Genomic DNA, 20319 nt, shown 5'->3' with positions numbered 1-20319 from the left:
AAATGGGCTTATTTGACACCTTGCTAGGTAACGCTAGTGAAACCAGCGCTGAAGCGGTAAATGAAGAACTCTCACCCATACTGGCTGAAAATGAAACCGTCACCGCGGCATTTAAACTAGTAAGAGATTTAAGTGTATTTACCAATAAGCGTTTGATCCTTATTGATAAGCAAGGATTAACAGGCAGAAAGGTGAACTACCACTCTATTCCTTATAAGTCGATCACGCAGTTTGTGGTAGAAACTGCGGGCCACTTCGATACCGATGCAGAACTAAAAATATGGTTATCAGGTAAAAGTGATGCTATCGAAATTGAGTTAAGTAAAGCGTCGGCGCAAGATGTGCAGAAGAACTTAGCTAATCAGATGTTCGCCTAACGCCATATTTTGTTATTGCCAGCCTAGGTTTAACGGCGGGTTAAAAAAGAATAAGCGAAGTATAAATAAAAACGGCGGTGCTTTTAAAAGCACCGCCGTTTTTTTGTTAAAACCTTTTTTCAAAGCTTAAAAATATAAAACCTTATTGCTCAGGCGTTAAATTTCTATCGAAGAAGTTAGTAATTGTTTTGTACAAATGGATCCCCGTTTGCTTACCACGAATACTGTGCTTCTTACCAGGGTAATCCATGGTTTCAAATGGAATTGCCAAATCCTGAAGATGTTTGTATAGCATGGTAGAGTGGGTGAACAACACGTTGTCGTCAGCCATTCCGTGATAAATAAGCAAGTCACCCTTTAAGTCTTTTGCGTATGGGAATACGGAAGAGGCGGTGTACGCATCGTCATCGGTTTTAGGGTTACCCATATAGCGTTCGGTGTAATGGGTGTCGTATAAGCGCCAGTCGGTAACTGGTGCGCCAGACACACCTGCTTGGAAGTAATCACCGGCTTTAAACATGGTCATTAGCGTCATATAACCACCATAACTGTGGCCATGAACACCAATACGCTTAGCATCTACGTACGGTAGGGTACGTAAAAACTCAACACCTGCTACTTGGTCGTCAACTTCAATAAAGCCCATTTTCTTGTAGATAGGATCTTCAAATGCTTTACCACGGTAGTTAGAGCCACGGTTATCAAGGGTAAACACCACATAGCCCTTATCTACCCAATGCTGCATCAGTAACCCACGGTTACCTGCCCAGCTATTCGTCACAACTTGCGCGTGTGGACCACCGTAAAGATACACAATAACAGGGTGTTTCTTTTCAAGGTTTTCAGGTTTGTAAATACGGTACTTTAAGGTTGCGCCATCTTTGGTGGTAATGTCACCAAATTCAGGTTTAGTCCACGTGTCCATATAGGGATGTAGCGGGTGGCCTTCTTCAACTTTGTTTTCTTCAAGCCATGTAATACGCTTGCCAGAAGCATCATTTAAATTCACTTGGGCAGGTGAATTAATGGTAGAGAAGCGGTCGATAAAGATAGAAGCATCTTTACTGAACGATACACTGTGATAAGCGCCTTCATTGGTAATACGTGAAATATCACCACCGTCTAATGACACTGAATAGGCGTGACTTTCAAGCGGTGTGTCTTTACGACCTGCGAAGTAAATTCGGTTGCTCTTAGCATCAACCGCCTCAATGTTATCAACCACCCAGTCGCCTTGAGTTAGCTGACGTACTAACTTACCGCTGTTCTCGTAAAGGTAAAGGTGCTTGAAGCCATCTCGCTCAGAAGCCCAGATAAACTGGTCTGAGTCAGACAAAAAGTACAAATCGTTATGCAAGTTAACCCACGTATTACTGGTTTCGCTTAACAACACGTCCTGCTTTTCTGTTGGAACGTTATACGCTCTAAGCTCAAGCGTTTGTTGATCGCGAGTCTGCCACTGATACGTGAAGGTTTCACTGTTAGGCATCCACTTACCGCGGGCAAGGTAAATGTCTTTGTCTTCGCCTAAATCTACCCATCTACGTGCACCGTTATTGATGTTTTGAATAGCCAGTTCAACAAGTACATTGTTGGTGCCTGCTTTCGGGTATTTTTGTTCAATGGTTTTAATGTCGTCGGCATAAATTTCAGAACGAGAAATAACATCTACAGGGCTTTCATCTACTTTGGTAAATGCAATAAAGCTTTCATCTGGCGACCACCAGTAACCTGTCATTCTGCCCATTTCTTCTTGGGCAACGAATTCGGCCATTCCAAATTTAATGTTACCGCCGCCTTCTTTTGTGATGGCGGTTTCTTTGCCCGACTCAATATGTTTTACAAACAAGTTTTGGTCGCGAATGAAAGAAATGTAATTTCCTTTAGGAGAAAGCTTAATATCAGTTTCGAATACGTCAGTATCAAGAAGTTGCTTTGCCCCTTTTTCACCGAGTTTGTGGTAATAAACATCACCACCTAGCGGGAAAAGGAGGGCCTTACCGTCTGCAGACCATTGATAGCTTACAATACCACTACCCGACAGACGCATACGTTCGCGACGGGCTTTTTCTTCGTCACTTAACACTTCTTCGCCACTTTGAAGGTCATTTGAATCGAACAATAGGCGGGTTTCGCCACTGTCTATATGGTATTCCCATAAATCGAGACGTTCATAATCGGTCTGTTTTCCTTTTAAGAACGTAACTCTTTCTCCATCTGGAGAAACTTTAAGTGCGCGAGGCGCATTGCCATCAAGGGAAGGAGAAGCGAAAATACGCTCAATATCGAGCGGTTCGGCCTGTACAGCTGTAGAGAGCATAGCGGCTCCTATTAAAAGGGCTTTTTTCATTTTTATCTGCATATTTTTAACTGTCGAATGGTTGATTGTAGAGAAACTGTCTTAGGATACAAGGTACTAAGTATGAAAACCGCAATGGTGCTAGGAGCGACCGGATTAGTGGGACGAACGTTGGTAAATATACTTTTACAGGACCGTCGCTACAGCGAAGTGACCTGTTTGGTTAGAAAACCGCTGCAGTCTAGTCAATTTTCCGATCCATATAATAGGTTAAAACCCGTGGTTATCGATTTTGATAACCTGCAGGACTACCAAGGGTATTTTGGTGTTGATCACGTGTATTGCTGTTTAGGTACCACACTTAAACAAGCCGGCTCTAAATCGGCGTTCAGACGCGTTGACTTCGAATACGTGCATATTGCCGCGCAACTAACCCGTGCCCAGCGAACCGGTAGCTTTGTGTGGATCTCATCGGTAGGGGCAGATGCAAAAAGCAGTAATTTTTATTTGCGGGTGAAAGGTGAGTTAGAAAACGCGATAATGCGTATGCCTCAGCTTCCTCATGCGGCGGCAGTTCGTCCTTCACTTCTGTTAGGCACGCGAAGCGAATCTCGCACTCTAGAAGATGTGGCACAAAAAACTGCACCAGTTTGGAAAATGTTGATGCAAGGACCGTTAAAGAAATATCGCCCAGTACATGCTGTCGATGTAGCAAGAAACATGATGACAAGGCAAAAGTGGTAGGGCAGAGCGCAGCGCCTTAAACAGCCAAAACCAAAACCAAAACCAAAAATCAGAAATATAAAGAGAACCACCATGTTTCGCTGTAAGCAATTCGTTGTTAATCAAACCAATTGTGCCATGAAGGTAAATACTGACAGTATTATTTTAGGCAGTTGGGCTAAGCCCAATCAAGGTGTCCATATTCTTGATATCGGCACTGGCACGGGTATTCTCGCGCTAATGATGGCGCAACAGTCTATCCCATCGGCTAAAATTACCGCTATCGATATTGATAAAGGAGCTGCATTACAAGCAAGCGCTAACGTTGCTGCTTCGCCTTGGCCAACAAAAATAACAGTGCAGCATACCAAGTTGTCCGACTTAGCCGCAGATAACGCTTTCGATCTTATCGTGTCTAATCCGCCCTATTTCGAACAGGTTAAAGGCGATAGCCACGCCTACCAATCACAAAGCGAAATAAGAGAAAATGCTAGGCAAACTGTTTCACTCACTCCAGTAAATCTTCTTTCATTTGTTGCTGAAACACTTACCCGTACTGGTGAATTCTATTGCCTTTATCCTTTTGCCAGAGAGAACGAAATTATAGACATGGCTGCTGAATTAGGTTTATTCACGAATCGTATATTGAGAGTACAGCACGATGACCAGCGCGGCCCTTATGTAACGGTATTTTGTATGAGCAAGCAACAGAACCAAAACCAGAACCATAAACACAGAGACATAGAACACCTGGCGATTAGAGATGAAGCCGGAGACTATTCATGTGATTTCAAAGCGCTTTGCCGCGAATTTTATTTACGCTTTTAACAAAGGTAGTTTGGCATGTTGATTGTAGCTGAAGCGTTCGGTGCCATTGCCGTCGTACTTAATTTTATTGGTTATAGGCAAAATAGTGTAGAGCGCTATTTGTTTATATCTGCCTTTGCTTTGCTGAGCTTAAGCGTGCACTTTTTTATGCTTGATGCCATGGCTGCCGGCGTGGGTACTTGCTTAGCGGGGTTACGTAACTTTATTGCTATTAAAAATCGTAGCCGATGGGTACTGTTTATTTTCGTGGCCGCCAATATCCTCTTCATGCTGTATGAGTGGTTTATTCTGCACCATGACTGGAACATATTTATTGCCTATGCCTCATCGCTTATCTTTACGATAGGCTCAATTGTGTTAAGAGAGGCAGATAAAATAAGGCGTTATTTCTTGCTCGCAGAAACATTAGGGCTCATGTACGCCCTATCAGTAGGCAGTATTTTTGGTACTGTTTTTAATATCAGTAACTTATTCAGCATCGTGACAAAGATGATTAGTGATAAAAAGAAGGTAAACCATTAGTCTAAAGTGGCTGCGCGAGGTTTTTAAAAAACCTTTTAAAACATTGCTTTATGCTTTCTACTTTATGCTAATAAGCCAAAGTTGAATTTAATCACACCACTTCAATGGGTATAAAGAATCATCTGAGGGTATCAGGCCTCAGATTTTTACCTTGCAAGAGTATTTGTAAACTCTTCCGTAGTCTGAGAAGTGGTGTATTTTATGAATGTAGTGAACTTGCACGCTCATCGAGTGACATCGCTTGCCGATAGTCATATTGATGAAGCAGCCGAGCCCTGTGCGAAGCTGATTGGTGGTCAATCTAAAGAAGAGACCGAACAACTTTGGAAAAAACGTCTTAACTTATATGTTAATGCAGAAAAAAAGTTGTTAAAAATTAAACGACTGCGTAAAGTAACAGGAGTTGTTACCTTAGCTTGTATGGGAGCATTATTTTTCTCTTTGTACATGGCCCCTATTCTTACTCCTTTCGTATTTTTCAGTATGGTGGTGGTAATGGCACTGGGCGTGGCAACGTATCCTGCTTGGTTTTTATTGGGCCGTAGTAGCCAGAAAACTCGCGATAGCATTTCTCGAATGTTTTACCAGAGTAACCACGAACTCGAAATTGCAGACGGTAAGGTTACGTTAATTAATAGAGCGAGCTATGCTAACGTGACTCACGTTAATATTTTGGATAGTAACCTTGGGCAATTCGTTAACTAATAAGCATCACACTCGTTATCTTCTAATTGCCCTATTTATTGTCTCAACGCTCCTAGGATTACTGCTTCTTGCCCCTATGGACGCAGCAGGCCAACTAATCTCTTCTTCTGTTATTCTGGTTATCATTTCAATATGTAGCCGTGAAGCAAATTTCGCACAACGATTTCAATATTTCTTTAGAACACTCGCGCTGGTACTCGGCGTCGCTATTACTTTGCGCTATTTATTCTGGCGGGGCTTGTACACGCTTTCAGCCACTGACGTGTTTTCATTTATTGCGATATGGCTTCTATTTCTAGCTGAAATTTATGCTGGAATTACCTCGATACTGGGGTGTATTGTAAATGTATTCCCACTTAGTCGACCTCAGCTTTCTCTTGACGATATAGATAGAACACAGTTGCCCACTGTAGATGTCATGATCCCCACGTACAACGAATCACAAGACATTCTAGAAATAACTATTCGGGCAGCCAAAGTGATGGATTATCCAGCTGACAAGGTCAGTATTCACCTGTTAGATGACGGCGGTACTGACCAAAAAATTAACCAAGCAGACCCACAAAAAGCGCAAGTAGCAGTGGAGCGACGTGCAGAATTAAAGGCGCTTTGTGAAAGGTTGGGGGTAACCTACCATACTCGTGCGCAGAACCTTTACGCGAAAGCGGGCAACGTAAACAGCGCCATTAATAATACCTTTGGTGAGCTCATTGTTATCTTAGATGCGGACCACGTCCCCACTAGCGACTTTTTAAGCCGAACCGTGCCTTGGATGGTTAAAAAAGAAAAAGTGTTCTTGGTACAAACCCCTCACTTTATGGCTAACCCAGACCCCGTCGAACGAAACTATTTCTCGGCGTTTACCCGCATGCCCTCTGAAAATGACATGTTTTACGGCACTATCCAAAAAGGCTTAGATTACTGGTCTAGTTCGTTTTTTTGTGGGTCGGCTGCGCTAATGCGCCGAGCACATTTAGAATTGGTAGGGGGCATTTCGGGAGAATCTATCACTGAAGACGCAGAAACAGCGCTAGATTTACATAAAATGGGCTATGAATCAGTGTATGTTGACCGACCAATGGTAAGCGGATTAGCGCCGGAAACCTTTGATGCCTTTATCCAGCAACGTATGCGCTGGGCACAGGGTATGACCCAAATTTTATTGCTGAAAAAACCCTACAACGCGAAAGGCTTGTCTTGGTATCAACGGGTTGGTTACATGAGCTCTATTATGTTTTGGCTGTTTCCCTTCGCACGGGTTATCTTTCTGCTAATGCCGCTGGGTTATCTGGTGTTTGGGCTACAGGTTTACCATGCCTCAATGATGGAAATTTTGGCGTTTACCATGCCACACGTTATCGCAACCTACATGATTTCCACTATGCTGTTTGGGCGAACCCGCTGGCCGCTGGTCTCTGAGTTGTACGAAATACTGCAATGTGCGTTTACACTGATGGCGCTCATCAAAGTATTTTTAAAGCCTCGCGCGCCCTCATTTGTGGTTACTCCCAAAGGGGAGAGTTTAGATAAAAACTTTGTTTCGCCACTTTCTAGCGTGTTTTACTGGGTAACCGCATTACTTTCGTTTGCCATGATTATCGGCATTTATAAATTCATTAATGAGCCGCTTACCCGAGAGCTTACACTCGTTGTATTACTGTGGAATGGTTTTAATTTATTGCTGTTGTTCAGCGCTATGAGCGTATTGCTTGAGCGTAAACAACTTCGAAGCCAATCGCGACTACCCGCCACTGATAACGTTGTGATTAGTACGCACGAAGGACAAGCCTGGGTAGGGGAGTTAAACGACATGTCTTCTAGTGGGGTAAAAATACAGATTAGAGGGGATTTACCGATGATTCCTTCTAATGTGGTATTAACGTCCTGGGCAGAGGCATTAAAAGCTAATGTGGATTTACATCTTAAAGTGGTTGAATTCGATAGTAATAAGAAGACCTTACGTGCAACGTTTAATCCACAAAGCGACGTGGAACGAAATAACGTTGTGGCCTATTGTTTATGTGACAGTAGGCGTTGGCAATCATTTCAACGACGCCGAACTCGTCCAATATCATACTGGTTTGGTATGCGACATGTTTTAAATGTAGGGCTAGGTCCTATATTTGCTCATCTGTTTTTTTTACTAAAGAAACTTCTTCTACGATTAAAATTGCGTACTGGGGTATTGAAGGAATAATAATGATAAAACCTTACTTCTTACTGATGTTTAGCTTGTTTTTCTCTGCAAGCATTATGGCTGAAACACAAACATTTCGACTTAGTGATTTTTATGCTGGTGACAGTATTGCGCGCTTAGAAGGGAAGTCTAGTAGCGTGGATATTGCAATACCGCTAAGTGCTATTAGTGACATATCGAAAGCCTCGCTCAAATTAGAAATTGTGAGTTCACAAGCGCTAATAGAGAAACGTTCACAAATGTATGTGCGATTTAACAATGCCACCATCGGGCAGATAGCCTATGTCCCAAATCAACCCAATATTATCTCTACAATTGATATTCCTTCTCAGCTTTGGCGCGAAGGCTTTAACAATTTAACGTTGGCGGTCAGCCAGCACTACGCGATGCAATGCGTCAATGGTAATGCGCCGGAACTATGGAGCGAGGTGAACCTTTACACTTCTTCGCTCACAGTAGACGCCGATATAGATGTGGATGATTTTGGCATTAAAGATTTATCCGGATTCTTCAGTGCAGGCATTGGCGGGCAGCGTAGTGTTCAGTTACTCAGTGCTGAAGATGCCGATAGCGAAACTGTCGAAAAAGCGTTGCCCCTAATAGCGCAAGGGCTGGCACTCAGAAACCAATATCAACCTCTTGGTGTCATGCATACGCACATTCCCCAAGGATATGTTTTACCTAAAGTGACTCAAGAAGAAGAGGGATTTTGGAGTGAAAATAGAATAGATGCATATGAAAAAACAGCGTGGTATTTAGATGAAGCCAAGACGCGAGAGATTCATGTTCTGGTAGGGAATAAACAAGCATTGTCGCCAGTGCTATCTGACGCGGTGGTAAATGAAATTAACGGCCCTTTCCTAAAAGTGCAACGCACCGAAGCGTTTGTCGCTGTTGATAAAACCTGGGTGCCAGCAGCATATCGACTTATTGTCAGCGGAAATAATAATGATGAGGTTTTAGACGCAGCAAAAGCCTTGTCAGTAATGGACGATGTATTAAACCCTGGAGCTCGCACTATCGTGCGTTCTCAGACGCAAATGGACGCAACTAGGTTACAGCAAACTGCTGCATTACAACCAGGTGAAAGTTACACCTTCAGCGATTTAGGGGTATCAAGCGATCAATTTGTTGATGAGGGGCGCTTTGAGAAAAATGTCACAATGAAGCTACCCGCTGATTTCTTTGTACCTGAAAATGCCAGCGTAGAGTTTCTTCTCGATTTTGGTTATGGGGCTGGCGTTGGCCCTGGTTCTTCAATGAACGTTAATGTGAATGGCGAACTCGTTCATGGCTTGTATCTTGGCGACGTGAATGGTGAATCTTTTAGAGATTATCAACTGAAGATCCCAGCACGTTTTTTTAAAGGTGGAACCAACAACGTCAGCTTTATTGTTACTATGCGGCCTCCTGTTTCTGGACTCGCATGTAACGAAGTGCAAGGCTCTCATCTGTTGTTCCAGTTTAACAACAGCTCTAGCATACAACTTCCCCAAGCAGGTCATGTTGCTGTGCAGCCCGATTTAGGTTTGTTTGGTGATACGGGGTATCCGTTAGCACGCTTTAATTCAGCACCTAAAAGCCAAATATTCATACCGTCTAACGACTATTTAAACAGTGCGCTAACCCTTGCTGGTAAGCTTGCTCAAGTTGCAAAAATTCCCTTGTTGAACCTTTCAATTACTAAAGATGCAAGTGAAGGTGAGGGGTCGTTAATTGTATTAGGAAGCCCAGAAACACTAAACAGCCTTGAGCAAGATAGTTTTGTTACTTCCATTGGAAATACCAAGCGTTGGCCCTACCGTGCACAAAATATGTTGTACAACCGTGTGAGGGATTTCAGCAACGATAAATCATATCGCCAAATGCTTACCGAAGGCACTACAGTACAGGAAAGTGATTTGGGTGATAATGCGGTGTTTGTGGCACAGCGTCACCCCAGTGGCACAAATTCCGACACCCTGTTTTTATTGGTTGCACAAACACCTGAAAAATTGGCCGCCAGAGTGGATGACCTAATTAGCTTGTCTTTGTGGGGACAAATGGCTGGCGACTTCTTCGTTTGGAACGACAACGAATCACCATTGCTGGTTATGCAGGTTAACGATAAATATGAAGTGGGTGAGCCAGATGATGTTTTACTTACCCTTCGCTTGTGGTTGTCTAATAATCCTTGGTATTGGTTGGTCACCTTCATGGTACTAGTATTTTTCGTTAGCTTATTTATTTACTTGTTGCTACGACGCCGCAATAAAAGAGCACAAGATTCATGGTAGAGGGTAGCAGGGGCATGCGGTTCATTCGACTCGTCGGCCTGTTTGGGCTGCTAAGTATTTTGGTATCGTGTAGCAATCCTAAAGAGCGTGAAATACAAGAAGCATTTCAAGCTTATAAAGCCTTGTTTATCGACAATGGTCGTGTCATCGATACGGGTAATGGCGATGTGTCGCATAGTGAGGGGCAAGGTTATGGTCTGTTGTTCGCCGTTGCTGCAAACGATAGGACTGCGTTTGATGGTATCTGGACGTGGACTCACACTGTACTTCAGCGAGACGATAAGCTATTTCATTGGCGCTACCGCCCTTGTGAAAGTAAAAATAAGCAATGTATAGACGACCCTAACAACGCCTCAGATGGCGACATACTTATTGCTTGGGCACTATTGCGTGCAGCTAATAAGTGGGGAGACAAAAGCTATCGGCGTGATGCTCAAGCCATCATAACGGCAATAGAAGAAAAGCTGTTTATTGAAACCGAAGAGTACCTAGTGCTGTTGCCAGGAGAATTCGGTTTTAAGAGTGATGAGAATAGTGATGAGGGCATACAAGTCAATTTGTCTTATTGGGTGTTTCCTGCCATTGATGCGATTGCTGAGATTTCGTCTAAGGCGCTTCGCTGGAAAGCATTACACAGTAGTGGTACTGCGTTTATTTACAAGGCGCGCTTTTCTGAACACAAACTGCCGCCTGACTGGTTAAGAGTGAACGACGGAGAGTTGTCTTTAACCAATACGGTGTCTCAGGAATATGGCTTTAATGCCTGCCGTATACCGCTTCACCTAGCATGGGCAGATATTGATGATGCGGCATTTTATTCTGATTTTAAACGCTGGTGGGATATAGAAAACACACCCGCTACCGTCAATTTAGTCACGAACGACATGGCTGAATATTCGATGACACCAGGGATGAAAGCGGTTGAGTCTGCGGTAAAACATATTATTGACGATAGCCCACTGTCACTTCCATTGATTGACAGAAATATGGATTATTATTCAGCGAGTTTGACCTTGCTTTCTATGGTTGCTGTTATGGATGCCAAGTCTTAATGCCTTCACTACTTTATTGCGAAAAGCGCCCATCAAAACTTTTTTTAGCCATGTTGTCGGCCAGTATGGTGGGAACGATGTTAGGCGGCTCCCAAGTCAGTGCCCAAGTCTCAACTACGTATAAAGAGCAACAAGATAAGCAAGGACAATTAACGCAATATGGCAAACCTGATGTAACGGGGTTGTGGTATCACATTAATCAAAAACAGACACAACTAGCAAACCAAGAATTAGGCCGGCTTAAAAGCGCGTTTCCGCAATGGATAGTACCTAGCGACATTGAAACGGCATTGTATCAATTGAACAATCCTTCCAAGCCCTCTGATGTTGTTACAAATCAGACTGTTTCAAATCAGAAAGCTTTAAATCAGGCTGCTTCGAATTCGGGGTCATCAAAAACGCCACCGCAAAACAGGGTGGCGAAAGACGCACCACTGCAAATATTTGCGCAAAAAACCTCCGCGCAACGTGTACTCATTAGCGTAGGTGAGTTTACGCAGCTATCAACGTTAGCTGACAACTTAGCCCGTTACGATTATCACATGTTATTGGGGTGGACTGCCCTAGACAAAAGCCTGCTAAGCGATGCTCAGTATCATTTTGAGCGTGCTGAAGCCTTACATGAAACTGTAGTGCAGAAAAAAGGCGTAGTTGATGGCATGCGTGCCATTGTGAATGCACGTATTCAAATTGCTCTGGGCAACAGCGCTAGCAATGCAAACATAAAAGACAGCATTACCAAAGACAGTATTACCAAAGCCAGCATTACCAGAGAAAGCGCAGCGCAACTCAAGTCGATGTTGTTGGGTGCTAATGGCCAGCAGGTGAGTGAAACGCTACTGGGCGAAGCCTGGAAACATTATGACGCCGAGCGCTATCACGCGGCTTATGATTTATTTGTACTGTTAGATAATCATGAAGGCGTGTGGCTGAGTCTGCGGGGGCAAGGGGAGAATGCAAAGGCGGGGGCTTATGCGTGTGAAAAAGCAAACTCGCAAAAATTTCTCAACCACTGCGCTGATTTTTTAGCTTCCGAGCAGGCCGAATATTACAACAACGGGCAATTCCAGCGCAGTGTAGATGCTGGATTAGCATTGCGAGATATTCGGCGTTTAAGCCCTGATGAGCAGGCGCTGTTGGGCTGGAGTGCGTCACAAGCAAGTATTAGCCTTACCGATGAAAATGCTCAAATTGCCAGAGATGCTTTTTCTGCTGCTCTTGCATCACAACGAACAGCAGGTGAGGCGAGTAACATCGATATCGCCAATGCGCTTATAGGGTTAGAAAGTGCCGAGGGGCGTGCTGCATTAGCTGAAAAATACCCTTCGGTTGCACATATACTGCAGCAACAAGACGCGGCGAGTGCATGGCCAAGAAAACAATTTATCTTATCTTATAATCTTGAAGATGCTAGAGCGATAACATCGCAAACTAAAGATGCTCATACTGTGGTTGCAGGCTTAACTACGCGGTCTCGAAGTGGTGATGAGGGACTGGGTAATTTTGATGTGTTCACGAGTTATATTGGTGTTGGCGGTATGATAGACAGTTGGCAATGGCAGGTAGCACTCGATTATCAACAGTTGTATAGCGGTAAGCCTGCAACGAATAGTTGGTTTGCTGATGGGCAAGCTTCAGATGACTTTGCAGGTATTGCTGGTTTTGAAGATAAAGGACTGCGTGCAGAAGTCACGTATCAACAATCCGCTTTCAATTTTTACGCTAACCTAGAGTATGAATTACTTGACCAGCCTGTGGACGCAGAGCTAACAGGCCAACTTTCTGCAACGTGGTTTTTACCTGAAGTCACGTTGGCGACAACACTATTTCATTTACCTAAAACCGATAGCCTATTAAGTCAGGCCGGTACCTTTAATAGCGAACAAACCGAACGGTGGGGCTATGTTATTGCAGACGGCATTTCGGTGTTAGCTGCACACAGCTTCAAACCACAGTGGTCGGTTGCGGGCACATTAACATGGGCAAGTTTAAGTGGCGATGGGGTTGCCGATAATAAATACTTATCTCTTCGTACGGATATAAACTTTAACCTTGCACCAAAAATATCGACTACGTTGGATTATTGGCGCGTAGGGCCTTTTTTCAGTTATTTAGGCTACGATGAAAATCTAAGCGGTTTTACTTACGGGCATGGTGGGTATTTCAGCCCAAATTATATGTTAAGTATTGGCGGTTATTCCGAACTGCTGACGATGGAAGCGCACCGCTGGCAATTTAAATTAAGTACCTCATTAGGACTGTCTAGATTAGCAGAGCCTAGCGATCCTAGGTTTCCTCTATTAACGGCTAATGATACGAGCAATTCGTTATCAAGCTTAAACCTGCCTTATAGTCGTAGCACGGGATTAAGCGGTAATATGATGTTTGAAGGCCAATATAGAATATCTGACAAATGGATAGTAGCAGGTTACGTTGGTAAAGCCTTTGCGGTGGAGTATCAGGCCTTTGAGGCGGGGATACAAATACGTTGGCGACCAGGAAAAGGCGAAGGCGTAACCAGTGACGAGCTAATGCGCTCGTCACCGCGGTTATCAGGCTTTGCGCTTTAGCTTATTACGAATAAACACTACCGCGAATGCAGGAAGCATAAGAAGTATTGAGCCCGGCGCAGATACTTGCGTTACGCCGAAACTATAATTATTGACTTGCCCAGTGGGCGCTAAATATTCAACGCCATTATCACTGGTTAGGTAAACTTCTGGGGTAAACACGCTACTCGCAATAAGGTTCCCATCAATATGGCCGTTGTAGAAAGCAATATCGGCATAAGGCGCTAATATACTTCCCTTAACCCCAATTGACTGAATAGTCACGCTGGTAGCATCCACAAAGTTAAATAGGATATTGTTGGTGTAGGTGCCGTCGTGGCGGTAATCTGCATTTTGGTCGTTATCTTTATACTGCCCAGCAAACGCAGTATTGAAAAAACCGGTATTAAATAAGTCAACCGCATCACCCGTTACGTTGATGATGTTGTAGCTAGTGGTTGAGAAGTCGTAAGTAATACTCTTGTTCGCCACAGATAACCAATCGGCATCGATGTCGTAAATATTGATACTGTCGTCACCAGAAAACACGATACCATCTACGTCACTGCTATCTGCGCAGCTTGTATCGCCTTGGCAATAAAAGGTAGTACTGCCGTTTGCTGTCATATCAGCGAATTCTAACGACTGTGCTTTGATTTCAGACTCTATAGCTTCAAAGTCGATATTATCTATCGCCGAAGATGTGACAGTGTCTGCAATGACGCCGTCACTGGCTGTAGAGTTCATATCTAGGACAACCGCGCCACCAGCAGTAATGCTGCCATTGGTAACTTCAGAGCTTACTAGAGCAACACTATTAACTGCACTGATATCACCGTTTTCTACGCTAGTATTAGTTAGCTGTACACTGCCTGCATTGATATCGCCGTTACTGATTTGTGCATTAGCTGAGGTAAAAACACCCCCCACATTAACATCGCCGCTTAAAACCGTACTTTCGGTAATAGTGGCATTGTCAGCTGCATTAACGGCGCCTTCAAACTCAACATTGTTAGCCACAATATTGCCACTAACGGTGGTTTGGCCGTTACGAATTTTTCCGTTTGTATAGACGATATCGCCACCCACAAACAATGAGCTTGTGGTTAAATCTGGGGAAAGTTGTAGGCCTACATCAAAATCGTTCACGACTAGGCTACCACCAACAGCAAGGCTACCCTCTACGTCGGAGTAGTAACCGGTATAGTCTTCGAAGATGAATGCATTGTAGTCGAATGCTTCGCTCAAGGTAATTTGAGCGGCATGACCAATACCTTGTGCACTAACCGCCAAGGTTAGCGCGCCAAAGGAACTGGCGAGTTTCGTTGAAATTGTGTGTTTACGTATAGTTGACATATTTTGCTCCAGTGAAATCAGCAACTGGAATCAATTTTCAACATGGATTTCCAGGCACACCGAATGGTACGATCAGAACAAAATGTGCGCATCACCACAAGAGATACTTTCGTATAGGTATAGATACGAAAAAGCCGCCCTTCAGGCGGCTTTTTTAAACTTTCGAAAGAACTAGCCTTTCTTAACCAGTACCGAAACTTTAGCGATACCAGCTACTTTAACTTGGTTCATTACTTCTACCACTGTACCGTGTTCAGTATCTTCATCAGCTTGGATAGCTGCTGAATCAGTGTTGTTTTCCGCTAAATAAGTTTGCGTGTTTGCTACAACACGGCGGATATCAACTTCACGGCCACCCATCATGATAGTGCCATCGGCAGCTATACGAATAGATAGGGCTTTTGAAGGCTGATCATTTTTAGACTGATTGTCTTCTGGGCGGTTTGTATCTAACCCTTTTTCTTTCACGAACGAGGTCGTTACGATGAAGAAAATCAACATGATGAACACGATGTCCAACATGGGGGTCATATCAATCTGAGCCTCGTCTTCGGCCGAGGTATGCTTTTTTCTTTTCATCTCGTCTTCTTTTTTCTGTTACGTTCGAGCGCATTAGTATACTGCCTGTAACAAAAATAAACAGGGTTTTGTACAAAACAGCGTGCTCGTTAACACTTGTTGCTGAAAAATTGCTCAGTTTCCATCGTAAAACAACAAACTTAAGATTGTTTGTGGGAAATGGCGACGCCTAATTGGTAAAAATACAACATCAACGACTCATTGAGCGCTATACGCAAATTACCATGAGGATAAATGCCAAGTCTAGCCTCTGTTGATCTTTTTGTGCCTTGAACCAAGAATGCGTTTTTGATCAAATGGTCTTGAATGCAGGCCTCAAAGGCTCTGGCGGCCATTTCTTGTGGCATTGCGTAATAATAGATTTTTAATGCGCGATCCGCCTCTACAGATCGTACAAAATAATCGTTAGGCCGATTATTGTTGTCTAAAAACAACGAAGAGAAGCATTTACTCAGTTTTTCATTGAGTGGGTGGGGGTTAAGCTGAGCATTATCTAACCAAGCTTGCGAGGCAAAGCTGCCAGCTCCTACATCGGCAAACATTTTGGGCGCGATATAATGATCAAACGCATGAAACCACTCATGGGCTAATGCCCCTGCACCGGCATTCTTGGCTAATGCAAGTTGTCTTCGTGCACTATTATAATGGGCACTCGCGCCTTTTTGACCGCCACTGCCAAAAGCTAACGACAATGTGCCGTTTAAAGACAGCACTTGTTCGTTAACGTTTAAAATGGTGGCTAGATCATACAAGGCGTCGAAGAATAGATTCGCCGCTATTTGCTGTTCATCAGCAGTTACCCATTTTCCAATGGTGATACTCGAAAAATTAAACAGTTTGCGAATATCTTGGAAAGTGACATCGGCACCATCTCTATGGCTAGGACCATTACGATAGAAGTCTTGATGTATGCGCCCTTGGGTCACAGCTAACCCGCTAACGATATAAGCAGTTGTTCACACCATGCAGCAATACGTTCATCTGATTTGTCGTACTGGTTTTCGTCATCCAGCGAGAGCCCTAAAAACTGTGACTTGTCTTCAGTCAATGCTTTGGATGCTGTGAACTCATAGCCCTCATTGGGCCAATAACCAATGATAGTGCAGTTGGATGGGGCGATAGCATCGTGCAGCATGCCCAAGGCGTCTTGAAACCAATCAGCATAACCAAGTTGGTCGCCCATGCCATACAAAGCCACGGTTTTACCTTCCAAATTAAGCTGGTGGGCTTCTTCCCAGTGAGATTCCCAGTCTTCTTGCAGTTCACCAAAGTCCCAGGTAGAAATACCAAAGATAATAACGTCGTAGTCGGCGGTTCTAGCCAAACTCACATCTTTAATGTTGTGAACATCTACAATGTCTTCGTCGAATAAGCTGTTCAATTGTGCCTGAATTTTTTCCGCTGCCATTTCCGTATAACAGGTTGTTGAACCGTAGAACAAGCCAATCGACAGCGCATTATCACTCATGAAAACCTCTTTCGTACAAACTAATCATCTTTTAAGGGCGGGAATTCTACCTCTTTACCGTTGCTCAACAAAGCTTTGCAGCCAACAACTGTACTATTTTGTGAAATTTGTAATATACCGATGGCGCAGCCGTTATAAAGCTCACCGTATCCTGATGAGGGTTCTCTGGCGGTGACCGACATATTTCTGCGGCGTGTAAACACGTTAAGCACAGATTTTGGCCCGTAGAAAACGCGGTTGAGCCTATCTAACCAGCGAATTAAGCCATCGGGAAAGGCGTTCTTTAATCCGCTACAAGTAAACTGGGTAATGTGAGGGCTATTGCGACGAAAGCGCAATCGTACATCGTATACAAACGAGTAGTGAACATCACCGGACAAGATTATAAATTCAGGGGGCGTTTTGTAATGTCGAAAAATGTTCAACATGACATTCGCCGTGCCTTTGTGCGCCATCCAGTTCTCGGCATCCACAGTAAGTGCTTTGCCAAAAAAGGTGAAAATCTTTTGAATAGCTTCAATAAATTTAACCCCATAAATAGGGGCCGCCGACACCACTATTACGGCATCCTTTCCAATAATATTGTGCTGAAAGTCGCATAAGGCTTCCCAGTCCATCAAGCCCGACGGCTTTTTCATACTTGATTCAGAGCGCCAGCGACGGGTTCGGGTATCTAACACCTCAATAGGTGGCGTAGTGTCTAATCGGTAATTCCAATGTTCAAAGTCTAGCAATTGGTCGATGAGTTCATCTTGTTTCACCATGCCACTTTCGGTAAAGGTTTCACCGGCTTTAGCTATTAAAGGCGCGCACTTTTGCGGCGCATTGCCCCATCCTTGGCAAAGTAGATAACCGGTAAGGGCGTTACCAATCATACGTTTAGAAAAAGGATTTCCATAAACTTCTTGTTCCCAACCTCGTGTAAGATTCCAGTCGTCGGTCACATCATGATCGTCAAAAATCATATAAACGGGAATATGCGCCAATGCCCTTCGAACTTTTGGCAACTTACTTACAAACCCTTCAATGGCACTTTGTTCTTTCTCAAAGGTGTCTTTGTGTTGCGCGGCTATATCATTGACATGAAATGTCACGTTTCGCCATAGGGCAGGGGACCACACCAAGAAATACATAGCCATCACTTCTGCGCAGCTTATTAAGTGATTTTGCGCATTTACCGAAGTGAATATGGGTTTTCTTTTGGCACCAAAGAAGAGTGATGAAAGGGCGGTGTTTGTTTCTGTTTGAGGCAGTAACTGCTCTCGTTCATAAAAACCATGGGGGTGAGTAGGCAACTCTGCTGAGTTATCTAATACCGCGCCATCAAGAGGCTCTTCGAAAAGCCCAAGTAAGGCAATAGTTTGGTGAATGGCTTGCAGAGTAGGGCCGGCGACATCATCGGTGTAAACCTGATCTCCTGTCATCATAAGCACATCAGGGCGAGGGCTGTTTGAAGCAATGGCGCTATCGAGCAAATTATCGACTTGGGCGAGGGCGTCATCACTATCAAAATGAGGCTTTCGACATGAGCCATGCAGTATGGTTTCTGGCTTGTTGGTCCAGCAAAAGCTTAAAGAAGTTTGATTGGCATAAAGTAAGTCTGCTTGCTCTTGTTGCCACTTTTCTTGGTACTCAGTCGCTGCAAAGTTGAGTTGGTAGTAAATAGGTATATTGGCAGTAAAGCTTTCATCTACAGTGGCAGACAATAAATGAATGAATGCATGCTCACCTACTTGCACACAAGTGCTCGTCACCTCTGCGGTGAGCTGCAACTCATGTTGGGTAAGCGTAAATGTAGGGGCTGTAGCCTCAGAGGTTACTAGCCAGATATGACACGCACTTTGTGTGACTCGCCTAACAATTGGGCCTGCAATCACCGCAGGAATATACTGCATAGAAATAATATGCTCCTACCAAAAGCAATAAGAAGAAAAATGTACCTTACTCTTTTTTGGCTTTAAACGGTATGGTAGATATACTCGCTTACATTTTTTACCCTGATGGGCTTAACTCGTGACGGTTTGCGCCCATAAATTTGCCTTTGCCCAACGGCTAAAACTCCAGGCGGTATGTTGATAATAAGTTAGCGCTTACGGCTTATGCTAGGCGTGTGATAAATGGGCGTCTTAATGTTAAAGGAAGTGAATATCATGTTGAAAAATTGGCCGGTTGCCGCGTGTGTTGTCGTAGCGTTAAGTAGTGTTATGGCAGGCTGTAGCGAGAGCAAAGATGCCGCATTTAGCGAAGACGCACCTAGTGCCACAACTAGCTCGGTCTTAACCTCTGTTGGGCGTTGGATATCCACTGATACTAGCGATGTAATGCAAGACCCTCAAACCTCAGGGCTAATCGAAATTAATGGACAGTTAGTCACCATTGCAGATGGTAGTGCCGCGTTCGAGCAGCAAAGAAAACTGCATTTTCTTGATAAAGATACGGCAACACTGACTGCCTCAAGTAATGCGTTTAAACTTGCCACAAGAGTGCGCCGAAGTTGTTTTAGTGACTATTTAACCAATGCACCAGATTTAGAAGCGCTAGCAAGCGACCCAAGTAACTCGAATGTGATTTATACCGTAACCGAAGATGCCACCCGCACGGGGACTCTCTCTACCCGCTGCGAAAAGAAATATCAAAACACGGGCTCAACCGATTATCCCACCTTGTTGGTTCGATTAGAGCGGGATGAAAATGATAGCGTCACCATGACCCATGTTCGTCCTTTGCAGTTTCCTACCGAATTTGAAGTGGGTAACTTTCCCAACGACGGTATTGAGGGCATGGCCATGTCAAAAGATGGCACCTTATACTTAGGTCTTGAGAAAGACAAAGCGGGGCAGCCCCGTATTTTCTCGTTAAACATTACAGATGACTTTTGGCAAAGTGCGGACTTCGCTGTGGTAGATGAACCTGATTTATCTGTTCCTATTTTTGATGCGGGTAGCCACCCTATTAATGGCTTAGCACTTTATAGTGCAGAGGGCGGTAATAACTTCTTACTGGCCGCGGCCCGAAATGATAACGAGGTCTGGGTTATTGATGTTGCTGGTAAGGTTGAAACAAAACGTATCTCTATGCAGTTTAATGTAAGTGCGGACAATGAGTGTGGCGAATATGTAATGGATAACGCCTCAATTGAAGGACTGGCAGTAGTAGAAGATACCTTGTGGCTAATTAACGATCCTTGGAAAGTAAACTACTTGAAGAACATCAAATGTGAAGCAGAGACACCACGTTACGAAGCCATGGCACCTTTGTTGTTCTCGGTACCTTTAAATGACGCATGGTTTCAGTAGCGATAAGCGTCAGTAATACTTAGCTTCAGTAGCCATGAACTCCAAAAACACTGAGTTGCAATAGCGCTGGGCTTCAATGCAGGGGCTATCAA

The 20319-nt window shown here is 43.9% G+C and carries 16 protein-coding genes; 10 read left to right on the top strand and 6 right to left on the bottom strand.

What is annotated here, in order from left to right; translation table 11 throughout:
- The first annotated feature begins 2 nt into the window (after positions 1-2).
- Positions 3-377 carry a PH domain-containing protein gene (locus AV939_RS17040; protein ID WP_013782610.1) on the top strand — a complete coding sequence of 125 codons (375 nt, stop codon included), beginning with the start codon at positions 3-5 and terminating at the stop codon, positions 375-377.
- 142 nt (positions 378-519) lie between these two features.
- Here the strand turns inward: AV939_RS17040 and AV939_RS17035 are convergent, their stop codons facing one another.
- Positions 520-2727 carry a S9 family peptidase gene (locus tag AV939_RS17035; protein WP_057789333.1) on the bottom strand — a complete coding sequence of 736 codons (2208 nt, stop codon included), beginning with the start codon at positions 2725-2727 and terminating at the stop codon, positions 520-522.
- Between the two features lie 72 nt (positions 2728-2799).
- Between AV939_RS17035 and AV939_RS17030 the strand changes: the two genes are divergently transcribed.
- The 8 genes from AV939_RS17030 to AV939_RS16995 all read left to right on the top strand — a co-directional run bounded on the left by AV939_RS17030 (position 2800) and on the right by AV939_RS16995 (position 13549).
- Positions 2800-3420 (top strand): NAD(P)H-binding protein, encoded by a 621-nt coding sequence (locus AV939_RS17030; protein ID WP_057789339.1) that lies wholly within the window; start codon positions 2800-2802, stop codon positions 3418-3420.
- A 72-nt stretch (positions 3421-3492) separates the two neighbouring features.
- Entirely contained in the window at positions 3493-4227 is a 735-nt protein-coding gene (locus AV939_RS17025) for a tRNA1(Val) (adenine(37)-N6)-methyltransferase (protein WP_061997900.1), read from the top strand.
- Between the two features lie 15 nt (positions 4228-4242).
- Positions 4243-4749: a YgjV family protein gene (locus tag AV939_RS17020; protein WP_057789342.1), complete on the top strand. Its 507-nt coding sequence runs from the start codon at positions 4243-4245 to the stop codon at positions 4747-4749.
- A gap of 201 nt (positions 4750-4950) precedes the next feature.
- Entirely contained in the window at positions 4951-5454 is a 504-nt protein-coding gene (locus tag AV939_RS17015) for a hypothetical protein (protein ID WP_057789344.1), read from the top strand.
- Positions 5435-7651 carry a UDP-forming cellulose synthase catalytic subunit gene (bcsA, locus tag AV939_RS17010; protein ID WP_057789346.1) on the top strand — a complete coding sequence of 739 codons (2217 nt, stop codon included), beginning with the start codon at positions 5435-5437 and terminating at the stop codon, positions 7649-7651. Before AV939_RS17015 ends, bcsA begins: the two co-directional genes overlap by 20 nt.
- A gap of 2 nt (positions 7652-7653) precedes the next feature.
- Positions 7654-9927 (top strand): cellulose biosynthesis cyclic di-GMP-binding regulatory protein BcsB, encoded by a 2274-nt coding sequence (locus tag AV939_RS17005; protein WP_057789349.1) that lies wholly within the window; start codon positions 7654-7656, stop codon positions 9925-9927.
- Between the two features lie 14 nt (positions 9928-9941).
- A complete protein-coding gene (locus AV939_RS17000; RefSeq protein WP_063457261.1) occupies positions 9942-10979 on the top strand; it encodes a glycosyl hydrolase family 8 in 1038 nt (345 codons plus the stop codon).
- Positions 10979-13549 carry a cellulose synthase subunit BcsC-related outer membrane protein gene (locus AV939_RS16995; RefSeq protein WP_057789353.1) on the top strand — a complete coding sequence of 857 codons (2571 nt, stop codon included), beginning with the start codon at positions 10979-10981 and terminating at the stop codon, positions 13547-13549. The genes AV939_RS17000 and AV939_RS16995 overlap by 1 nt, the downstream gene beginning before the upstream one ends.
- Here AV939_RS16995 and AV939_RS16990 read toward each other — a convergent pair.
- From AV939_RS16990 to AV939_RS16970, 5 genes are all read right to left on the bottom strand, one after another.
- Positions 13532-14884 (bottom strand): choice-of-anchor A family protein, encoded by a 1353-nt coding sequence (locus AV939_RS16990; protein ID WP_057789355.1) that lies wholly within the window; start codon positions 14882-14884, stop codon positions 13532-13534. The genes AV939_RS16995 and AV939_RS16990 overlap by 18 nt on opposite strands.
- Positions 14885-15055: 171 nt before the next feature.
- Positions 15056-15463, bottom strand: coding sequence for an ExbD/TolR family protein (locus AV939_RS16985; protein ID WP_057789357.1), 408 nt, complete (start codon positions 15461-15463; stop codon positions 15056-15058).
- A gap of 140 nt (positions 15464-15603) precedes the next feature.
- Positions 15604-16389 carry a CLCA_X family protein gene (locus AV939_RS16980; RefSeq protein WP_057789359.1) on the bottom strand — a complete coding sequence of 262 codons (786 nt, stop codon included), beginning with the start codon at positions 16387-16389 and terminating at the stop codon, positions 15604-15606.
- Between the two features lie 2 nt (positions 16390-16391).
- Positions 16392-16931 carry a flavodoxin FldB gene (fldB, locus tag AV939_RS16975; protein ID WP_057789361.1) on the bottom strand — a complete coding sequence of 180 codons (540 nt, stop codon included), beginning with the start codon at positions 16929-16931 and terminating at the stop codon, positions 16392-16394.
- Positions 16932-16951: 20 nt separating this feature from the next.
- Positions 16952-18826: an alkaline phosphatase family protein gene (locus AV939_RS16970; RefSeq protein ID WP_231751135.1), complete on the bottom strand. Its 1875-nt coding sequence runs from the start codon at positions 18824-18826 to the stop codon at positions 16952-16954.
- Positions 18827-19081: 255 nt separating this feature from the next.
- Between AV939_RS16970 and AV939_RS16965 the strand changes: the two genes are divergently transcribed.
- Positions 19082-20227: a hypothetical protein gene (locus tag AV939_RS16965; protein WP_057795892.1), complete on the top strand. Its 1146-nt coding sequence runs from the start codon at positions 19082-19084 to the stop codon at positions 20225-20227.
- Positions 20228-20319: the final 92 nt, after the last annotated feature.

Source organism: Alteromonas sp. Mac1, assembly GCF_001562125.1.
GTDB lineage: Bacteria > Pseudomonadota > Gammaproteobacteria > Enterobacterales > Alteromonadaceae > Alteromonas > Alteromonas stellipolaris.
The sequence above is the reverse complement of the archived record's forward strand: the minus strand, read 5'-3'. Positions and strand labels throughout refer to the sequence as shown.

Bases quoted from the DNA above. Each gene is read 5' to 3' on its own strand.
- AV939_RS16985 (WP_057789357.1), bottom strand. From the start codon at position 15,463: ATGAAAAGAAAAAAGCATACCTCGGCCGAAGACGAGGCTCAGATTGAT.
- fldB (WP_057789361.1), bottom strand. From the start codon at position 16,931: ATGAGTGATAATGCGCTGTCGATTGGCTTGTTCTACGGTTCAACAACC.
- AV939_RS17035 (WP_057789333.1), bottom strand. From the start codon at position 2,727: ATGAAAAAAGCCCTTTTAATAGGAGCCGCTATGCTCTCTACAGCTGTA.
- AV939_RS17005 (WP_057789349.1), top strand. From the start codon at position 7,654: ATGATAAAACCTTACTTCTTACTGATGTTTAGCTTGTTTTTCTCTGCA.
- AV939_RS17000 (WP_063457261.1), top strand. From the start codon at position 9,942: ATGCGGTTCATTCGACTCGTCGGCCTGTTTGGGCTGCTAAGTATTTTG.
- AV939_RS16995 (WP_057789353.1), top strand. From the start codon at position 10,979: ATGCCTTCACTACTTTATTGCGAAAAGCGCCCATCAAAACTTTTTTTA.
- AV939_RS16965 (WP_057795892.1), top strand. From the start codon at position 19,082: ATGTTGAAAAATTGGCCGGTTGCCGCGTGTGTTGTCGTAGCGTTAAGT.
- AV939_RS17020 (WP_057789342.1), top strand. From the start codon at position 4,243: ATGTTGATTGTAGCTGAAGCGTTCGGTGCCATTGCCGTCGTACTTAAT.
- AV939_RS16990 (WP_057789355.1), bottom strand. From the start codon at position 14,884: ATGTCAACTATACGTAAACACACAATTTCAACGAAACTCGCCAGTTCC.
- AV939_RS16970 (WP_231751135.1), bottom strand. From the start codon at position 18,826: ATGCAGTATATTCCTGCGGTGATTGCAGGCCCAATTGTTAGGCGAGTC.
- AV939_RS17025 (WP_061997900.1), top strand. From the start codon at position 3,493: ATGTTTCGCTGTAAGCAATTCGTTGTTAATCAAACCAATTGTGCCATG.
- AV939_RS17015 (WP_057789344.1), top strand. From the start codon at position 4,951: ATGAATGTAGTGAACTTGCACGCTCATCGAGTGACATCGCTTGCCGAT.
- AV939_RS17040 (WP_013782610.1), top strand. From the start codon at position 3: ATGGGCTTATTTGACACCTTGCTAGGTAACGCTAGTGAAACCAGCGCT.
- AV939_RS17030 (WP_057789339.1), top strand. From the start codon at position 2,800: ATGAAAACCGCAATGGTGCTAGGAGCGACCGGATTAGTGGGACGAACG.